Origin of the sequence: Lysobacter sp. ISL-50 (assembly GCF_018612875.1) — a bacterium.
Classification (GTDB): domain Bacteria; phylum Pseudomonadota; class Gammaproteobacteria; order Xanthomonadales; family Xanthomonadaceae; genus Lysobacter.
The window spans coordinates 94,083-113,421 of the sequence record NZ_JAGGRI010000017.1; the positions used below are offsets into that span (position 1 = coordinate 94,083).

Below are 19,339 nucleotides of genomic sequence, written 5' to 3' on the forward strand. Positions count from 1 at the left end.
ACAGCAGCCCGCTTAACCCGGTAGGCAGGCACTGCCCACCACAGCCCCGTTTAGGTCGCTAGCCAGGATCTTACCCGCCGGTAACTCATGCGCGAGCTGGCTACAAGGAGCGCATGATCCAGATAACTCTAGGTAACCGTGGGTGATCCTGGGTAATCAAGAGAGTTGGATTCCGGTTGCTCAGGCTCCACCACTGCCCCGCGGTCAAATGCGCGCCTCCCCTCTCCGCGCCTCACGAAAACGCCTTATTTTCGGCCTTTTCGGCAATGGCCTTTGGTTTCGTGAAATCCAACGCGCCCGGTTTCTGGTGAAAATTTCGCCGAATTTTCTCCGTTTTCTCCGCACCTTTGGACCGCGAACCAAAGCCGCCATTTTTCCGAGTCTTACGAATCAATGGGTTAGCTTTGGACTTATCACGCAAGTTTTTTCGCCATCAACCTGCCAGCCAGAACACTCAACTCGAAACCACGGTCCGAGAGTGCTGAGGCTAAGCGCCGCAGCAGTCGTTTAAAAACATCAATTATTGGTCGGAGGTTCGAACTCCTCCCGGTGCGCCCACGACTACCCAGTTCAAACCAGTCTATTCACTCTGGGGAGCCTTGGGGAACAATAGGCTGTCAGCATTGAGGATCGGTCGCCGGACGACCCAAAGCCCTCGCCGCAGCCAACCGGAGCCCAATGGAGTAAGCGCCTCACCTTAATTATCTGGACAGCCGCGTCGCCTCCACACGGGCGATCGAGATCGGCAAGTATTTATCCTCTTGAGGCTGTGGTCGAGGCAACATCGCTGGGCTGGAGCAGAGGCGGCAGTTAGTGTCAGCCGCGAATTATCGGAGCAAATAGCGCCAGTGCGTTCCCCCGGTTCTGCCCGAAATAGTGCTCGGCAAATACATCGAAAAGCTGGCGAGCGATGTGCTCGCGGGATTGGGTGGCCTTCACCGTGCGAATGTGATCAATCACCGCAGCGACCGCCAGGGCAGCATCAAATCAAGATCGACATCAGGGATACGGAAGATCAGCCACGCCTATTTGCCAAGAGCAGCCAAGACGCATACGAGCTTGCGCAGAGTAGTTCTCATCAATTTATGGAGCAGCAGGTCCACGGCATAGGAAGCGTAAGTCAAGCGGCGCACATTCCGAAGTAGGTGCGACGTTTAGCAGAATCTCAGTGATCGATCGATGACATCCTGATCGCGTTGCGTCGTTGAACATTTCGTCGCAACGACGCAACGACGCAACGACGCAACGACGCCGCGACGCCGCGACGCCGCGACACAGCCGCGATGTGCGGGCGCGCCACTGAGCCGCCGCCCTTGCCTCACTCTCGTAGGACGCGGCCCACACGCACCGACACGGCGCGACGTCGGGCCATAAAATCGGCGGGTCCTACCTCGCCGAGTCGGGGTGCGGGGGGCAGCCGCCAAATGTGGCTAGCGTCCGGCCATGAAACTCGGTTTGCACCGCAAGAGTTTGCATGAGGCTTGCGGCCTGCTGCAAAAGAACGCCCTGAACCTAACCCCCTCCCTCGGGAGGCCCCAACGACTAGCTCTCTTTGCCACTCTTCATTATTCGACACGTTGATTGGATTTCCTGGGGAAATAAGTCGCAGTTCGGTCCGCCTCCAGCTGACTTGGAGCCGCCGTTGCTCTCGAACATCAGAGGTGTAAGAGCCCGGGGTGGGGCCGATCCGCTCTGTCGCAACTTAGTGGCCGTGACGATGTAAGCATGATCGAATCCCATCGCCGTCTGGCTGGTCCCGACCTGGTATAGGCCATTGTCGCTGAGCGCACTCGAGCGACTGGTAAATCCGCCGAGCGTCGGCACCTCGGTAATTTCGGAGGTCGGCGACCAGACAAAGGAGCGCGTCAACCCCAGGGCATTCTGGGATGTGCCGACCACCTTGCCGTTGTCCGCGATGTCCTTCGCGCGTGTCCAGTACCCGCCTAGCGTTCCCAGGTCCAAACCAGACTCCGCGGCTGGGTTATTGAGGGGCGCCCACACGAACGCATAATTACGCCCATCGTCGGACAGGTAATTGCCGACAATGACGCCCACCTCGTTCATGTCTATTGCCTGGAGTTGTTGGCGCGTGACGCCATCGCCGTCTAGATCCGTGAGCCATGTCAGGCGGCGTCCATCCGGAAACCATCGAACCGCCGCGAGATCGCCTTTCTCGTCATGGCAAGTGCCTGCGACATTCAAGTTGGAATTTACCGAGACGGCCATGCAATTAGTGCCACCTGGGATTTGCGGTAGTTCACGCGCTCGATAGCCCAACAGCTGTGGATCCCAGCGAATCGCCACCGAGCCGCCATCACGAAGATCACAGGTGCCAACAATCACTGGCTCGGCCGAGTCCTCCAAGTCCGCAATGCTGCATTCTGTGCTGCTTGGCAGAAGTGGTGGCAGTAGGCCCAATTCCGGAAGGGACTTGGCCTTGCTGGTATTGGCGGCCCACATCACCGGGGTCTTGCTGCCGTCCGCGGCGATACTCTCTCCGACGACCACGCCGGTGTGACTGATGGCGATCGCGACCGCCTTGGCGTGCGAGGCTAGCGGATCGAGCCGCTGAGGCGCGCGGCCTGGCAGCGACGCCACCCAACGGACGGGGAAATACTCTCCGTTACCGCCAGAGGTGCAATTGCCGGCGATCACACCAGCATTATTAATGTCGTAGGGCTCACAGCTGCCTCCGCTCTCCAACGGTGTCAACGGTAACGGATCAGCCTCTCCAGCGGGCCAGTACACAGGAACGACATCTCCATCAACGCTACGGCACGTGCCAATAGATTCACCGCGGTTGTTGGTGTTTAAGCTTCGACAAGTGTTGCCCCCCAGCGTACCCAATTCTTCCATCCCGGCCCTTGCTGGCGCCAAAGAGGTCACAAGAAGTGACAGCAAGATCCAACTCGCGGTTGATAGTTTCACGTTTCGCTCCTCGAATGGCGAAGCTCTTGCTTACGCTGATCCGGTCGGGCCGACCGTGAAAGAATTCAGCTTTTGTCCAACAAAGTTGATTGCTCACCTTCAAGAACCAAAGCTCACTGGAGCTTTGTGATGGGCATAGTTCCCAGTTTCATGCAGATGCGATCTGCGGCGGGTACTTGAGTCCGCGACCTGCTGTCCCGAACACCGGGTTTGGCACTTCGCCCACTGAAACTATCATTCGACAGCCTCATTCCGAGTAACGATTGAACCTCCACATCGAACGACGCTCCGTCGGCGCGCTCATTCCGTATGCGCGCAACGCGCGCACGCACTCCGACGCGCAGGTCGCCAAGATCGCGGCGAGCATCGTAGAATTTGGTTGGACCAACCCGATCCTGGTTGATGGCGACAACGGCATCATCGCCGGCCATAGCCTGTTGCTCGCCGCACGTCAATTGAGCTTCGACAAGGTGCCGGTCATCGAACTGGCGCACCTGACCTCGGCGCAGAAGCGCGCCTACGTCATCGCCGATAACCGACTCGCCGAGAACGCGGGTTGGGATGAGGAACTGCTGCGGCTGGAACTAGCTGATCTACGCGATCACGATTTCGGCCTGGACTTGCTCGGCTTCACCGATGACGAACTGGATGAACTGCTGCTCGACGGCCACCAGGCCGGCTAGACGGACGGCGACGAGGTGCCTGAAGTGCAGGAGCAGCCGGCCTCCCGTCGCGGCGACGTTTGGATTTGCGGTAGCCACAAGGTGCTGTGCGGCGATGCCACTCAGGCGGATGACTACGCGGCGCTGCTCGGCGACGAACTGGTGGACATGACCTTCACCGATCCGCCCTACAACGTCGGCTACGCCAACAACCCGAAAGACAAGCTGCGCGGTAAGCATCGCCCGATCCTCAACGACAACCTGGGCAGCGATTTCGGCGCATTCCTGGAAGCGTGTTGCACGCAGATGGTGGCCCTGACCAAGGGCGCGATCTACATCGCCGTGTCATCGTCGGAACTGGACCGGTTGCAGTCGGCGTTCCGCGCTGCCGGCGGTCGGTGGTCCACCTTCATCATCTGGGCCAAGAACAAGTTCGCCACGGGGCACGCTGATTATCAGCGGCAATACGAGCCGATCCTCTACGGTTGGCGGGACGGCAATGATCGGTTCTGGTGCGGCGCGCGCGACCAGGGCGACGTGTGGTTCATCGACCGCACCAGCAAGAACGGCCTGCACCCGACCATGAAGCCGGTAGCGCTAGTCGGGTGGCGGGAAATAATTGTCGTCCGTCTGCCCCACGATCCACTGCTCCTGAGCGGCGACGCGTGGCTGGTGCCAGCGATCGGCGGCAGATGGACCGTCTCGGCTCGCGTTGGCCAGCGCTCTAATCACAATTCGAAGAAGATCTGCCAGCAGCTTGGCTGCGCACATTGTTGAAACGTGCTTTAGCGTGAGTTGTCAGTGAGGAACGGTGATCGAGAGTCGAAATGCAATCGGCATCACTTCATTACATAGTGCCTTGATCAACCATCGACTTATGCGCATCCAGCGAGGCTGGTCTGTACGGAATATTCCTGCAAGTCACATAGGCACGCGCGATGCGTGCCGTCCTTCGGCTGCTCTCGGAGATTGCATATGAGAACGATGGCACACACCCTTATTTTTTGCTCCGCTGCGGCCCTTCTCGGAACGGCACCGCACGCAAGAGCAGCTGCCGTCTTCGACGTGCTTGGACTGCCTTCTTGTGTTGCGATCGGGGTGAACGATTCCGGCGAAGTCCTCGCGAAATGCGCTATCAGCGAGGCAAACGGCCTCTATCGGATTCCGTTGTTTGGGCCGAGGGTACGCCTTCCTATTGACACATTTTGTGGCGTTGCGGGGATCGCCAATAATGGTGTCGTGTTCGTCAATTGCCCCGAGAATGATAGACTGCGCGGGTACGTTTGGCTGCCTCAGCAGTCCACCCTCCTGCCCCTGAAGCCAGTTTTCGGGCACGAGCGGGCTACCATCTCGGGTTTCAGCAGTAAGGGCGTTGCGATCGGAACGTCCGTCGATCAACGAGGCAATGCCTATCCCGTGTTATGGCGAGACCCGACCGCCCGGCCGACAGAACTAAAGGTTGGGCTGTTAGGAACTGAAGGTCGCAATTGCGTGGCTATTGGTGTCGAGAAGGACAATGCGGTCGCCCCCGCAGTGACTGGAAGTTGCGTCGCTAACGGTGGCGAGGTTCGAGTTCCCATTGTCTGGAAGCGCGACTCGCTTCTACTGACGTATCGGGCCCACAAACTTGCATATCCAGACACTGAGGATGATCCGGATCAATGCGATGCGCTGGGAATCGCGGGTGATATCGTCGTCGGCAGGTGCGCCGGCGATACAGTGCACACCGTCGCTTGGGACTCAAGCACTGGAGATCCTGAAGTCCTGGATACGACCGCGGACGGCGAACCGTTCATTTTTAGCAACCTCACCGACGTGGCAATCGATGGAGGGGTCGCTGGCTACGCGCTTGTAGCTAACGGAGGCGCCCGGCCGTTCATCTGGTGGCCGAAAGACGAAGAGCTCAGTTGGTACCCGGATCCTTCAGATCCCGATCGCCCGAATTACAACGTTATTCCTAAGCGTTACGTCGTAAACAAGGCTCTGATCGGAGAGATGGAAGTATACGATTCTGGACATCCGAGCTGGCCGACCAAAGTTCTATTCCGATTGAACTTGGCTAATGGCGTTCGCGAAAACCTCGGCATTCCGCCGGAATTTCGCTCTATGGAGGTTACGACCATTTCGGAGTCGGGTTGTTATGCGTCCGCAACCGGCCTGAGGGCGCCGACCGGCAGGATCCCCGAGGTTATACGCGTGCGGATGTGCCCTTAGGCGATCTTCGTGTCCGCGCGCTTGGGCTTCTTCGGCGAGGCCGGTGCAGTGGGCGCGGGCGGCGCGGCGTCGGTCCCGGGGGCGGTGCATTCAGTCTGTCGGCTGCCCTGTCGAGGATGTTGAAAGAGGCGGCTCTTATGCTCACCGATCCTCATACTGTGACGAGGCCGGGGAATCTCCGCGTTGCGCTGGATAACACTGAGCGAAATGCGTCGCCGAAGTTGCCAATCGCATCTCGCCCAAGCTGGAGTACGCCTTGCGCAAAAGGATATCGCTGGTCGCCTTTGCGCTATTGGTGGGCGCAACCCCCGGCGCTGCAGCGCCCACCGCGCTGGGCGTGCTCGGCGGCAACACCTGTCGCGCGATCGACGTCAACGACGGCGGCGCAGCGATCGGCGACTGTCGTACCGGCGGCGGTGACTTCGTCCCGGTCTACTGGCCCGCCGCCGGCACCGGAGCCCTGGTCCTGTCGGCATTGCTGGACAACGGCGCCTGCAACGTGGTCGGCCTCGCCGAGGACGGTGCGATCGGTGGCAACTGCGATTGGGGCGACACCGGCGAACAGGCGCCGGTGCGCTGGGCGGCGCCGTCGCTACCGTCGATGCGGCCGGAAATCCTCAATGCGCGCACCGGCGACGACCGCGCAGAAGCCCGGTTCGTCAATGCCGCCGGTGCCGTCGCCGGAATCAGTACCACCCCCGGCGGCAAGGATCAGCCGGTCGTATGGAAGGGCGGACAGCGTGTGGCGACCGCGCTGCCGGTGCCCGGCCTGCTACCGCCGTTGCTGTCGCCGGCGACCGAGTGCAGCGTTGTCGCCCTGAGTCCCGCGCCGACGCCGGTCGCGGTGGGTCTGTGCGAGTTGCGCCGCGGCGGCGTCGCGGCGGTGCAATGGACGCCCAACGCGCTCGGCGGCTACAGCGTGAACGTGCTGCCGGGCCTGGCCTCCGGCGCCGATTGCACGGCTGTCGCGATCAATGGCGCAGGCCAGATCGCCGGTACCTGCGAGGACGAGACCGGCGATCTCGTGGCGGTGCGCTGGAGCGCAGCGCAGGCGGTGCCCGCGGCGCTGCGCGGCCTGCCGCGCGAGGCGGCAGCGGGGCAGCAACTGTCCGCGGTCGATATCAATCAAGCCGGCATCGTCGCCGGCTACTACATCGACAGCGCCGGGCGTTCGCGCAGCTTCGTCTGGGCGCCGAGCCAGGATCAGACGAGCGAGGACGCGCTCGACCTGGGTACGCTCGGCGGCGCCGGTGTATTTGCGCGGCAGATCGCCGACGACGGCCGCATCGTCGGTTCGGCCGAAAATGCGCAGGGCGCAGAAGTCGGCTTCGCCTGGGGCCCTGGAACGGCTATCGCCGACCTGGGCACGCTCGGCGGCCGCACCAATTCGCCCGCCGCTATCAGCCGCAGTGGCCAGTGGATTGTCGGCACCAGCACGAACGAGGTGGGGCAACGGCGAGCCTATAGAATCGGCCCGGAGCGGCGAGGCGCGGTTACTGCGTCTGCGCAGCGGGGCCTAGCGCGAACCGCGTACCGGTATCGCGCGTCGGTGCTGCTGGAACCCGCGCCCTCGTCCTCATGCCAAGACTTGGCGGCGGATTGTCCGGCACGCGCACACCTGTGCAACGACTCCAACTACTACGCCCTGATGACGGCACAGTGCCCGAGAACATGCGGCCGATGCCCGCAGTACCCGCCTGGTGGCGCCGCGTCGGCGCTATTCGACGGACCGCCCTCTTGCGAAGATAAGGTACCTAGTTGCAACGCCAACGCTAGCCTGTGCCACAACAGCGCCTACTACACGCTGATGACCGACCGGTGTGCGAAGACCTGCAATCGTTGTCCGCAACTAGCCTACGGAATTCGTTAGGGCCGGTCGCAAGCTGGCCTGATCGCCAGTGAGCCGATGATGATTTCAGATATCGCTGGATAACCGTGAGTAACTCAGGGTAATCAAGAGAGTTGGATTCCGGTTGCCCACGCTCCACCAACCCTCATTAGCCCTCACTGACCTCCGCTGGCCCCCATTAGCCCTCACTGGCCCCACTATCCCTAAGTGGTCCCATAAAGAAAGCTTGCGGACGGCGGCGACTGCCTGCGAAAGATTGGGCGATTCACTTTGTCCACGGCCACTCTTGGTGGACCTATCGATTCATTTAGCCGAAGCCGCTTCGCGGCCCGGCCTCGCGCGAGCCGCGCCCGAAGCAGGATGGCAATCGGACTCCTCATTTGTCGCTTTAGCCAGGGCATGAAAAAAAACACCCACGCATCGGTGGACTCCATGCCGAAGCTCGGGACAATCTCTGGCTCCAGGTTACTCATTGGCCCTGTATCCGAGCGTCCGCTCGGCTTCGTCTTGCGAGGTCAGCGCGATGCGCGAGAACGACGGTTGAAAGGTGCTGAGATTTCTATCGTCAATAAGCCGGACGACTTCGACAGGTTCGCGCCGGCCAGCGCGAGACACTTCAACGGTATCCCGAGCGTGGTCCATTGGCCGACCGGCAGCGACGTTGACGACGGTGTCCGCCCCCGATGAACGTCGCGCAGATGCGCTGCTGCGGTGCGGCATCCACGCATTACACGGAGCAATGGCGTGACGCCGTAAGAAGTACAACGGTAGCGCTACCATTTTCAGATTGACAGCGCTGCCATTCGGGCGTATCACTCGCTCCGCTCCACACCGGCCGCCGACGGTTGCCGCCACGAGAGCTGGAAGATGGGAGCGTCCGAACTGTAGGGAGAGGACATGGCGTACCGCTTGCACGCGCTGCATGGCGCACTTGAGTATCGCGCGGCCGCGCGCCGGGTGGTGTGTGAATCGTTGGTTCTGTTGAAGAAACTGAGCGGCGTACTCCCGGCTTACAGCGATGATTCCGTGCCCGCGCCTGACGTGATGACGGCGGAGGGCCTCGCGAGACTCGTACAGGACAATTGTTCTTCTCTCATTCGTTGCAACGTTCGCGGGACGCGGGCGACAACAGTGGATCAGCGTGGCATAGGGGTGCTGGAGTCGGCTATATGCGACAAATGAAATCTTCTTCATGTGCTGTCCCCGCGCATATAGCTGCTGAGCGATCGAGGGAGAGTCTCATGATCCAATCCCCAGCCAAACTGCTAAAGGCTTCGCGGCTTAAAACCCGCCACCTGCAGCTGCTACTGCACTTGTACGAACATCGATCGGTGGTGCGAGCGGCCGATGCGGCCGATATGACCCAGCCAGCGGCCTCCAAGCTGCTGTCGGAAATGGAACACATCTTGGGCGTGCCGCTATTCGAGCGACACGCGCGCGGGGTGGAGCCCACTTGGTATGGCCAGGCACTGATCCGTCGTGCGCGCTCGGCCTTGTCGGAAATTGGACGCGCCCATCACGAGATAGAAGCCATGCGCAGCGGACGCATGGGCCAGGCGGCGATTGGCACGGTGGTCAATCCGGGCACCAACTTGGTCCCGCAGGCCATCGCCGCGGTGAAGCGTGACTTCCCCGACATTCTGATCCGGGTGGAAATGGACTACAGCCGGCCATTGGTGGCGAAGCTGCTGGGCGGGCAATTGGACATCGTGATCGGTCGGATCCTGGGGCCAGAAGGAGCAGGCGATCTGGAGTTCGAACCGCTGGCCGACGAACCGCATTCGGTGATCGTAAGGGCCGGGCATCCGTTGACGCAGCGCAGTGAAGTGACCCACGCCGATCTGCTCGAGTACGGTTGGATCATGCCGCCGGCAGCCAGCATATTGCGCACGCGCTTGGATTCGATGTTCCTGGAACGTGGCTTGGCGCCGCCGCAGAACATCATCGAGACCGCGTCGCTACCGCTCATTATTCATCTACTGCGCTATGGCGATTTGCTGACCGCCCTACCTGCCGAATCGGTGGCGCCGTACATTCAAACGGCGCAAATGCAGGTTTTGCCGATAGATCTGCGCGTGCGAATGGAATTCTTCGGAATCATCCGCCGCCGCGACCAGCAACTGTCTCCCGGGGCGGAATGCGTCCTGCAAGCGCTTCGCGCAACCGCGCGCAATTTATATCCAGCCCTGTAACCGATTGCACCGCCTGAGCGGCAGATTTTTCGGTTATGTATTCCAAAAGCACATAGGTTTTGCCAAACATTTCATTGGCGTGGAATGTCGAGAGCGGCCTATGCTGCCATGGAAGTCGCAACGTGACATCGGCGTAAGGCGGATGCGACAAACGTCCAGAACATCAGACAGCTGTTGGAACGATGTCGCGACAGCCGAGAGGACGAGTGATAACAACGCACGGGGAACCGGCAGGCGCCGGGGCGGGCGCGAAAACATCTAAAAACCCGGACGAGGAACGCAACAGTACCCACGGGTTAGAAAACCAGCCAATCGTTCGTCAAGGTGTCCTGGGAGGGAACAACCATGTCAACGCGCCAAAGCCGTACTCTGGCGAATCGGGTAGCCGGGCGTGCCAGTTTCCGTCGATTGCAGCATTCGGCCATCGCTTTAAGCATCGCTGCGCTACTCAGCACCAATGCCTATGCGCAAGAACCCCAGGTCGCCCAGGACAACGCCGGCGAGAAGAAAAAAGCGGCCGTCGATCTGGACGCTGTCGTCGTCACCGGAATCCGGGGTTCCGTCGCCAAGGCACAGGACCTCAAGCGCGACTCCGACACCTTCGTCGATTCCGTCACCGCGTTAGACATCGGCGCGTTGCCCGATCGCAGCGTCACTGAAACGCTTTCACGCATCCCCGGCGTGACCATCGACCACTTCCTGTCAGTGGGCGATCCGGAACACTTCTCTGCCGAGGGCAGCGGCGTACAGGTTCGCGGTTTGACCCAGGTCCGTTCCGAACTGAACGGTCGCGATAGCTTCTCTGCCTCCGGCGGCCGCAACCTGAGTTTTCAGGACGTGCCCGCCGAACTGATGGCGGGCGTCGATGTCTACAAGAACCAGAAGGCCGATATGATCGAGGGAGGAGTGGGCGGCAGCGTGGATCTGCGCACCTTCATGCCCTTCGACTTCGATGGCCAGAAGATCAGCGGTAGCTTGAGCGAGAACTACGGCGACTTCGCCGAGAAATACAAGCCTACCGTTTCCGCCCTTTACAGCAACACCTGGGACACCAGCGTTGGGAAAGTCGGTTTCCTGGTCGATATCACCCACTCGGAACTGGCCACGCGCACCGACGGCCTGTTCGTGCGTCCGTTCTTCAAGAACGGCAATAACGATCTCAATGGCGACGGCGTCAATGAGGCGCTCTGGCTGCCACGCGGCGCCGACTGGCGCACCCTGGAGTACGAACGCGAGCGCGAGGGCGCCTATATCGCTCTGCAGTGGCGCCCCAGCGATGACGTTGAGCTCTACGCGACCGCCTTCCAGAGCAAATACGATGAGTTGTGGAACGAGGACGCCATCTTCGTCTCGAACAATCCCCTGCAAGTAATGCTCGACGCAAGTCAGCCTTATCAAATGGACGGCGATGTATTCCGTTCGGGCCGGCTGACCCAGCCCGGCGGCGTTCCCATGGGGACGGATATCCGTGCCTCTCACCGTAAATCCAAGACCACTGACTTTTCCTTCGGATTGAAGTGGTCGCTCAGCGACAGCACCGAACTGACGACCGATTTTCAGTACATCAAGGCCACCACTCAGGGCCTCGATTCGACGGTGGCCCTGGGCGTCGATGTGCCTTATATCGACGTCACCCTCGGCGGCAGACCGACCATCGGCGTCGACGAACAGTTCACGGGCAATCCCAATAACTATTATTGGGGCTTCACCATGGACCATCAGGACGACAACAAGGCCGACGAACTGGCTTGGCGCGCAGACCTCAAGCACAGCTTCGATAGCGGCTTCATCAAGTCGATCAAGTTCGGCGTGCGTTTGACCGATCGTGGCGCCACCAGCATCGATACCGGCTACAACTGGAAACCCGTGTTCCAGACCTGGATGCGCGGGGGGGCGTTGCCCAACGGCGCGATGCCGTCGCTGAATCTAAACGGCGAAGTCAACTCCAGCCTGGTGCACGTGAATTCGTTCGACAACTTTTATCGTGGCGACGCCAACACGCCGGGAGGATTCTACGCGCCGGTTCTGGGTACTGCGCTTGGGTATCCAGGCAGCTATCAGGCCATCCACGATGCTGCCGCTGCGTATTACCAGCCCGATTCTGGCATCTCGTACACGACAACGCAACCGGACAACCTGCACACCAACGTTCAGGCCGAGATCACCCGGGCCGTTTATCTAATGGCGAATTTTGGTCTCGACAACGCGCGTCTGGACGGCAACGTCGGCGTGCGTGTGGTGCACACCGAGAATGCCGCCAGGGGGTTTTTGGTCTACCCGAACAAATCCTTCGCGCCGTATCTGGGAGCCGGTGAATCGGAACCCATCACGGCGGAAAATTCCTATACGGATGTGCTGCCCAGCTTGAATCTGCGTTGGGAAGTTGCCGATAACCTGATCATGCGTTTCGCCGCCTCCAAAGCCATCGCTCGTCCGAATTTCAGTGACATGCAGGCGTACCAGGTACTGAACGCCGATCCGAAGCAGGGGGTCGAGCAGCCAAACCCAGGCGACCCTTCGACCCTGCCGGTCACTCAGCTGAATCTGGCGGGCAGTTCCTTCGACAACCCCTACCTGGAGCCGATGAAGGCCAAGCAGTTCGATCTGTCGTTGGAGTGGTACTTCGATCCCGATCGCGGCGGCATGGCCTGGATCAACCTGTTCCACAAGGACGTCGAGGACTATTTCCGCCGTCAGACGCAACTGGTCGCCTATCCGGGCGCCGATGGCAAGCAATACGATTATCTGATCACTCGCCCCGTGAACGTCGGTACGGCACGCATCCAGGGTGTGGAGGTCGGCTGGAACCAGTTCTTCGACTTCCTGCCGGCACCTTTCGACGGATTCGGAATGTCGGCGAACTACACCTACATCGACAGCTCCACCAAAGTGCCGAATAACCTGGATACACAGCCGGTCGACACCGATGGATCAGTGTTTACCGACTTGCCGGCCGATGGGCTGTCCAAGAATTCCTACAACGTGGCCGCCTTCTACGAGAAGGGGCCCTGGCAGATCCGTTTGGCCTACAACTGGCGCAGCCAGTACCTGCTGTCGACGGGGCCCAATGGCTACAACGGAACCGACAACGGTATTGCCTGGAAACTGCCGGTGTACAGCGACGCCTACGGACAGCTGGATGGCTCGATCTTCTACAAGTTCAGCGATCACATCCAACTTGGCCTGGAAATGAACAATCTCAACAACGCCGAACAGCGCACGCTGATGGATCAGAACGGAGCCGGCCGCCGCGTCACTTCCTGGTACGTAAACGACACACGCTACGCCGCGACCCTCCGCGTTACGTTCTAAGCGTGATGGGCCTGAGAACGGCCCTCACCTTCCTCCCGCTCAGTGTTTACCGCCCCACCGCAGAGCAGAAAACGCAGAGCGAGTTGAGACTTGCTCTTTAAGGCTTGCTCTGCAGCTACACGTTTGACTCCCGAGAGTGTGCCTGCTGCGTCTGCATCGACCCTCACTGCACAGAAGAGCCCATGCCTAAGCTTCGTCTGACATTCGCACTCTTTGCTTTCTTGCTGGCGCCCGGTGCGGCGGCGAAGGGCGAAACCGCCGAGTATCGTTGGCGAAATGTCTCCATCGGTGGCGGAGGCTTCGTCACCGGCTTAGTGTTTCATCCCGCCGAGAAGGGATTGGCCTATGCGCGTACCGACGTTGGTGGTGCCTACCGTTGGGACGACAAGGCGCATCGCTGGATACCGTTGACCGACTGGCTGGGCGCGGAAGATACCAACCTGTTGGGGATAGAAAGCTTGGCGATCGATCCGTCCGATCCCGAGCGTGTCTACCTGGCGGCGGGCACTTACTTGAACAAGTGGGTGGGCAACGGCGCGATCCTGCGTTCGCTCGACCGAGGTAAAAACTTCCAGCGCACCGATCTTCCGTTCAAGCTGGGCGGCAACGAAATGGGGCGTGGCAACGGCGAACGCCTGGCAGTCGACCCCAACGACGGCAGAGTGTTGTTTTTTGGCACTCGCGCGTCGGGTCTGTGGCGCAGCCAGGACAGCGGTGCAAGCTGGTCGCAGTCGGAGTCGTTTCCTGCGATCGCTCATTCGCCTTCGGCCAGCGTGCAGACTTCGTGGGCGGGCCCGCAGCCGGTGGGTATCGTGTTCGTCGTATTCGATCCCGCTAGCGGCCAGAAGGGCGCACCGACGCCGAAGCTGTATGCTGGTGTTTCCACCCGCGAAACCAGCGTGTACGAATCCAGCGATGGCGGCACGAGCTGGCGGCCGGTGGCCAAACAGCCGCTGGGCCTGCGCCCGAACCATATGGCGCGTGCATCCAATGGCGACTATTTCCTGAGCTACGGCGACGAACCCGGGCCCAACACCATGAACAACGGCGCGGTGTGGAAGTTCGCACCCGCGTCGGGCCAATGGACCGACATCACTCCAGCGCCGCAGTCCATCGATGCCGAAAACGACGGGTTCGGCTGGGGCGCGGTCGCGGTCGATCCACGCAATCCTCAGGTGTTGCTGGCGACAACGTTCAACCGCTTCGTTCCACACGATGAGATCTACCGCAGTAGCGACGGCGGTCGGCATTGGCAGCCGCTGTTCCCGCGCTCCGAGTTCGACCACACCATTTCGCCGTGGACCGCGCATGCCAGTCCGCACTGGATGGCCGACATCGAGATCAACCCGTTCGACAGCGACGAGGCGATGTTCGTCACCGGTTACGGCATCTGGGCGTCGCGCAACCTGACCGCGTTCGACGAAAGCCAATCCAAAGTGAAGTGGTGGTTCAAGAACACTCATCTGGAAGAAACCGTGCCTCTGGATCTGATCAGTCCACCGCAGGGCGCGCATCTACTCAGCGCGGTCGGCGATATCGATGGCTTCCGTCACGACGATCTGGCGACCTCGCCGTTGCAGTTCGCCGGTCCGCGCTTGACCAATGGCGAGAGCATCGCCTATGCCGGGCAGGCGCCGCAGATTGTGGTGCGCAGCGGTACCGTCCGTCATCGCAACAACAACGAAGTGCGCGCGGCCTATTCGCTCGATGGCGGCAGCAACTGGAGCTCGTTCGCCAGCGAACCGCCGCAGGGCGAGGGCGCCGGACACATCAGCATCGCCGCCGACGGCAAGCGCGTGATCTGGACGCCGTTGAAATCGGGCGCGTGGATCACCGCGGATTTCGGTAAGCGCTGGCAGAAGGTCGAGGGCGTCCCAGATACGGCGGTGATTGAAGCCGATCAGGTCGACGAAGACATCTATTACGGATTCGACGGAATCACCGGCAAGCTGTACGTCAGCGATAACGGCGGCATGGAATTCCAGGAATCCCAGAACGCGGTGGGCGAGTTCGACGACCGGTTTCGTCCCGAGGTGCATCCTGATCCACAGCGCAGCGGCGTGGTCTATCTCACTGCCTCCTGGCGTGGCCTGTTGCGCTGGTCGGCGGGCAAGCTGGAGAAGTTGCCTGGCGTGGAGAACGCGTATTCGCTGGGGTTGGGCAAGCCGAAGCAGGGCAACGAAACGCCGGCCCTGTATCTGTTCGGACAGATCGCCGGCAAGACCGGCCTGTTCCGTTCCGACGACGATGGCCGCCGCTGGACGCGCATCGACGACGATGCGCACCGCTACGGCAAGATCTACCACGTCACCGGCGACCCACGCTTATACGGCCGAGTGTATTTCGCCGCCGGCGGCAGGGGAATCGTGTATGGCGATCCGCGCTGAATCCCCAGGCTCGTACGTGCTGCGCCGGCTCGCTATTTCGCTGCTGGCATGTTCGCCGTTGCTGGCCGCTGCGCAGGGTTACGCGCCACGTCCGCAGGAGCGCGTGAGCGATGCGCGGATTTCCGCGCCCGATGCAGAGCCCGCCTCCGCACCGCTGACCAATTTGCCGGACCGAAAACGACGCAGTCTCAACGGCAAATGGCAGGCGCTCGTGGACGGCTACGCCGCGGGCATGGGTGACTGGAAAGCCGTCTGGAAAGACCGCACCGCGACAGGCAAGAGCCAGTTCTTCGAATACGGATTCGACGACAGCGTCACTCTGGACGTGCCGGGCGATTTCAATACGCAACGGCCGGAACTGACTTGGCTGGAAGGTTCGGTGTGGTATCGCAAGGCGTTCGAGCACGACGCCGCTGCCGCTCGGCGCGAAGGGCGGCGCTTGTTCGTTCATTTCGGCGCTGCAAATTACCGCGCCGACGTGTTTCTCAACGGCGAGAAACTCGGCAGTCACGAAGGCGGGTTCACGCCATTCCAGTTCGAACTGACCGAACGGGCGAAGCCTGGTGAAAACCGACTACTGGTACACGTCAACAACGAACGCCGCAAGGACGGCATTCCGGCGCAGGGTTTCGACTGGTTCAACTACGGTGGACTGACCCGCGATGTGGCTCTGATCGAAACTCCGAAAACCTACATTCAGGACTACTCCCTGCAACTGGCGCCGGATTCGTTGCGGCGCGTCGATGGCTGGGTGCAACTGGCCGGTACCGCGCCGCGCCAACCCGTGCGCGTCCGCATTCGCGAGCTGGGCGTGGACGTGCGCGCCCAGACTGGCGCAGACGGTCGCGCGCCGTTGCGTTTCGAGGCGTCGTTCGCATTGTGGTCGCCAGCGCAACCCAAGCTGTACCGCGTGGAAGTCTCCACGCCGGAAGAGTCGCTGCACGAAGACATCGGTTTCCGCAGCATCGCCGTCCACGGCGACGAGCTCCTGCTCAACGGAAAGCCGCTGTTTCTGCGCGGCGTCAATTTCCACGAAGAGATCGACGGCCGTCGCGCGCATTCCGAGGCCGATGCACAGCGCATGCTGGAGCAGGCGAAACAATTGGGCGCCAATTTCGTGCGTTTGGCGCATTACCCATACAGCGAGCATCTGCTGCGCCAAGCCGATCGTCTGGGCCTGCTGTTGTGGCAGGAAATTCCGGTCTACCAGGGCATCGACTTCGCCGCTGCCGGCATGCAGGACAAGCTCGAAGCCATGCTGGCGGAGATGATCGGTCGCGACCGTAATCGCGCGGCGGTCATCGTGTGGGGGATCGCCAACGAGACGTCGCCCGGCCCTGCACGCAACGCGGCGCTCACGGCGCTGGCGCAACAGGCGCGCCGACTGGATCCGACCCGGCTGATCAGCGCGGCGTTCTATGGCCCAGGTTTCCATGGTCGTACGTTGACCGTCGCCGATCCGTTAATCGCTTCACTGGATGTCGTTGGCATCAACGAGTACTTCGGATGGTACACACCCTGGCCGGTCGAACCTGTGCAAGCCGAGTGGAAACCATTCGGCAAGCTGCTGCTGATCACTGAATTCGGCGCCGAGGCGCGTTACGGCCATCACGGCGCGAACGATGTGGCCAGCGCCTGGAACGAGGAGTTCCAAGCTGAGATCCATCGCAAACAGCTGCGCATGTTCGCGCGTATTCCGTTCCTGCGCGGCACGGCGCCCTGGGTGATGACGGATTTCCGTTCGCCGGTGCGAATGCATCCGCTGCAGTCCGGCTACAACCGCAAGGGACTGTTGTCCGAGCGCGGTGAGCGCAAGCTGGCCTGGCAGGTGATCCACGACTATTACGTAGAGGTGGAACGGTGAAACGCAGGCTTTTTATCGTATTGGGACTGTTGCTGACGGCAGCGCAGTCTGCGCAGGCGAAGATCGTGTTGCCGCTGCTGTTTTCCGATGGCGCCGTGGTGCAGCGCGATCAGCCGTTACCGGTCTGGGGCTGGGCGACGCCGGGCGCGAAGATCGAAGTCGAGCTCGACGGCCGCAGCGCAAAAGCTACAGCTTCCGACGACGGCGCGTGGCGGCTTGAATTGCCCGCGCACGCGGCGGGTGGCCCTTATCTGTTGAAGGTCAGCGAGCACGCAGGCAACACCGCCATCGTGCGCGATCTCCTGGTCGGCGACGTGTGGCTGGCTTCAGGCCAGTCGAATATGGAATGGCCGGTCGCCCAGGCCAAGGATGCGGAGCGAGAAATCGCGCGCGCGGGCGACCAACGTATCCGCCATTTCAAGGTGCCAAAGTCTTGGTCGGGACAACCACAAGCGCGTTTGACCGGCGGTCAATGGCAAGCGGCTTCGCCGCAGACGGCAGGTGCATTCTCGGCGGTCGGATACTTCTTCGCGCGCGAATTACGGGCGAAGACGGGTGTCCCCATCGGCATCATCGACAGCACCTGGGGCGGCAGCAGCATCGAGGCCTGGACCGAAGCATCTGCGCAAGGGTTGGATGCGAAGGCGATCGCGCGGCAGGAGAGTGAGTTGCACGCGCGCGATCAAAGCGCCGTGTCCGAGACCCTTGCACGCCTGGCTCGATGGCCGCAGAAGGGCGTGGATACTTCGCGCTGGAGCCAGGCCGATTTCGACGATCGCGATTGGGGTCGCATTGCGGTGCCGGGCTTGTGGGAAAAGAGCGGCTACAGCGGCATGGATGGCGAGGCGTGGTATCGCGCCAGCTTCACCCTGAGCGATGCCGAAGCGAAGGCGGGGATCGTGCTGGGCGTGGGCCGTATCGACGATTCCGACACCACCTGGGTCAATGGCCAGCAAGTAGGCGAGACGCGCATGCAGTACAGCCTGCCGCGCGAATATCCGGTGCCGCCGCAGGCGCTGCGCGCCGGCATCAACCAAGTCGCGGTGCGGGTGCAGGATTTCGGCGGCGGCGGCGGTATCCATGGCGAGGCTGGCGAAGTGTTCGTACAACCGCAAGGCGCGGCTAAGCGGCCCTTGGATGGTTCGTGGAAATTCCGACCGGCACAGGTATCGGTAGCGCTGATCGACGACAAGAACCAGTACCCCGCGCTGCTGTACAACCAGATGATCCATCCGCTGTGGCCGTATCCGCTGCGCGGAGTGATCTGGTATCAGGGCGAAGCCAATGCCACCGCGACCGGTGCCTTGCGGTACCGCGACCAGTTCGCCGCATTGATCGACCAATGGCGCGGCGACTGGAAACAACCGGCCTTACCGTTCCTATGGGTGCAACTGGCCAATTTCATTTCCGGTGCGGATGTTCCTGGCGAAAGTGCCGGCGCCGGTAGTCCATGGGCGCTGCTGCGCGAGTCGCAATCGCGCGCGCTCGCCCTGCCGGCCACCGCGCAGGCGGTCGCCATCGATATCGGCAATCCCCACGACATTCATCCGCTCGACAAACAGGAAGTCGGCCGCCGCTTGGCCTTGGCCGCGCGCCATGTCGCCTACGGCGAATCGCTGGTGTATTCCGGGCCGGTTTACCGAACTGCCCGATTCAAGGGCCGTGAAGCGCGAGTGGAGTTCGAACCTTCCACCAGTGCATTGACCGTGCGCGGTGGCGGCGATACAGCGCTTGGCTTCGAACTGGCCGGCGCCGATCGCCGTTTCCATCCGGCCATCGCCGTCGTCCAGGGCGACATCGTCGTCCTGACCAGTGCCGCAGTCGCGCAGCCGCAGGCCGTGCGTTACGCGTGGCGCGACAACCCCGAACAAGCCGATCTGATCAACCGCGACGGGCTGCCGGCATCGCCGTTCCGCAGCGACACGTGGTGA

12 protein-coding genes are annotated in these 19,339 nt (G+C 61.5%); 10 read left to right on the forward strand and 2 right to left on the reverse strand.

Going from position 1 to position 19,339, the window contains the following annotated elements:
• Positions 1-232: 232 nt before the first annotated feature.
• Together J7J50_RS10540 and J7J50_RS25265 are read right to left on the reverse strand one after the other, a co-directional pair.
• Entirely contained in the window at positions 233-421 is a 189-nt protein-coding gene (locus tag J7J50_RS10540; RefSeq protein ID WP_215055843.1) for a hypothetical protein, read from the reverse strand.
• A gap of 1,121 nt (positions 422-1,542) precedes the next feature.
• Complete coding sequence (locus tag J7J50_RS25265; protein ID WP_215055844.1) at positions 1,543-2,928, reverse strand: hypothetical protein; 1,386 nt, start codon at positions 2,926-2,928, stop codon at positions 1,543-1,545.
• Between the two features lie 263 nt (positions 2,929-3,191).
• On the opposite strand from J7J50_RS25265, the gene J7J50_RS10550 reads away from it, so the two are divergent.
• The 10 genes from J7J50_RS10550 (at position 3,192) to J7J50_RS10595 (ending at position 19,339) form a co-directional block, all read left to right on the forward strand.
• On the forward strand, positions 3,192-3,611 hold the full coding sequence (locus J7J50_RS10550; RefSeq protein WP_215055845.1) for a ParB/Srx family N-terminal domain-containing protein: 420 nt from the start codon (positions 3,192-3,194) through the stop codon (positions 3,609-3,611).
• Between the two features lie 15 nt (positions 3,612-3,626).
• Entirely contained in the window at positions 3,627-4,367 is a 741-nt protein-coding gene (locus J7J50_RS10555; RefSeq protein WP_215055846.1) for a hypothetical protein, read from the forward strand.
• Positions 4,368-4,565: 198 nt separating this feature from the next.
• The gene (locus tag J7J50_RS10560; RefSeq protein WP_215055847.1) at positions 4,566-5,804 is read left to right on the forward strand and encodes a hypothetical protein; all 1,239 of its coding nucleotides are present in this window, start codon (positions 4,566-4,568) and stop codon (positions 5,802-5,804) included.
• 256 nt (positions 5,805-6,060) lie between these two features.
• A complete protein-coding gene (locus J7J50_RS10565; protein ID WP_215055848.1) occupies positions 6,061-7,674 on the forward strand; it encodes a hypothetical protein in 1,614 nt (537 codons plus the stop codon).
• A 339-nt stretch (positions 7,675-8,013) separates the two neighbouring features.
• The gene (locus J7J50_RS24765; RefSeq protein WP_251044403.1) at positions 8,014-8,340 is read left to right on the forward strand and encodes a hypothetical protein; all 327 of its coding nucleotides are present in this window, start codon (positions 8,014-8,016) and stop codon (positions 8,338-8,340) included.
• A 554-nt stretch (positions 8,341-8,894) separates the two neighbouring features.
• The gene (locus tag J7J50_RS10575) at positions 8,895-9,845 is read left to right on the forward strand and encodes a LysR substrate-binding domain-containing protein (RefSeq protein ID WP_251044402.1); all 951 of its coding nucleotides are present in this window, start codon (positions 8,895-8,897) and stop codon (positions 9,843-9,845) included.
• A 345-nt stretch (positions 9,846-10,190) separates the two neighbouring features.
• A complete protein-coding gene (locus tag J7J50_RS10580) occupies positions 10,191-13,157 on the forward strand; it encodes a TonB-dependent receptor (protein ID WP_215055851.1) in 2,967 nt (988 codons plus the stop codon).
• Positions 13,158-13,261: 104 nt separating this feature from the next.
• The gene (locus J7J50_RS10585) at positions 13,262-15,544 is read left to right on the forward strand and encodes a cellulase (RefSeq protein ID WP_251044401.1); all 2,283 of its coding nucleotides are present in this window, start codon (positions 13,262-13,264) and stop codon (positions 15,542-15,544) included.
• Positions 15,528-17,408 carry a glycoside hydrolase family 2 TIM barrel-domain containing protein gene (locus tag J7J50_RS10590; protein ID WP_215055852.1) on the forward strand — a complete coding sequence of 627 codons (1,881 nt, stop codon included), beginning with the start codon at positions 15,528-15,530 and terminating at the stop codon, positions 17,406-17,408. Before J7J50_RS10585 ends, J7J50_RS10590 begins: the two co-directional genes overlap by 17 nt.
• Positions 17,405-19,339 carry a sialate O-acetylesterase gene (locus J7J50_RS10595; RefSeq protein WP_343222478.1) on the forward strand — a complete coding sequence of 645 codons (1,935 nt, stop codon included), beginning with the start codon at positions 17,405-17,407 and terminating at the stop codon, positions 19,337-19,339. The genes J7J50_RS10590 and J7J50_RS10595 overlap by 4 nt, the downstream gene beginning before the upstream one ends.

Bases quoted from the DNA above. Each gene is read 5' to 3' on its own strand.
- J7J50_RS10590 (WP_215055852.1), top strand. From the start codon at position 15,528: ATGGCGATCCGCGCTGAATCCCCAGGCTCGTACGTGCTGCGCCGGCTC.
- J7J50_RS10575 (WP_251044402.1), top strand. From the start codon at position 8,895: ATGATCCAATCCCCAGCCAAACTGCTAAAGGCTTCGCGGCTTAAAACC.
- J7J50_RS10560 (WP_215055847.1), top strand. From the start codon at position 4,566: ATGAGAACGATGGCACACACCCTTATTTTTTGCTCCGCTGCGGCCCTT.
- J7J50_RS24765 (WP_251044403.1), top strand. From the start codon at position 8,014: ATGGCAATCGGACTCCTCATTTGTCGCTTTAGCCAGGGCATGAAAAAA.
- J7J50_RS10580 (WP_215055851.1), top strand. From the start codon at position 10,191: ATGTCAACGCGCCAAAGCCGTACTCTGGCGAATCGGGTAGCCGGGCGT.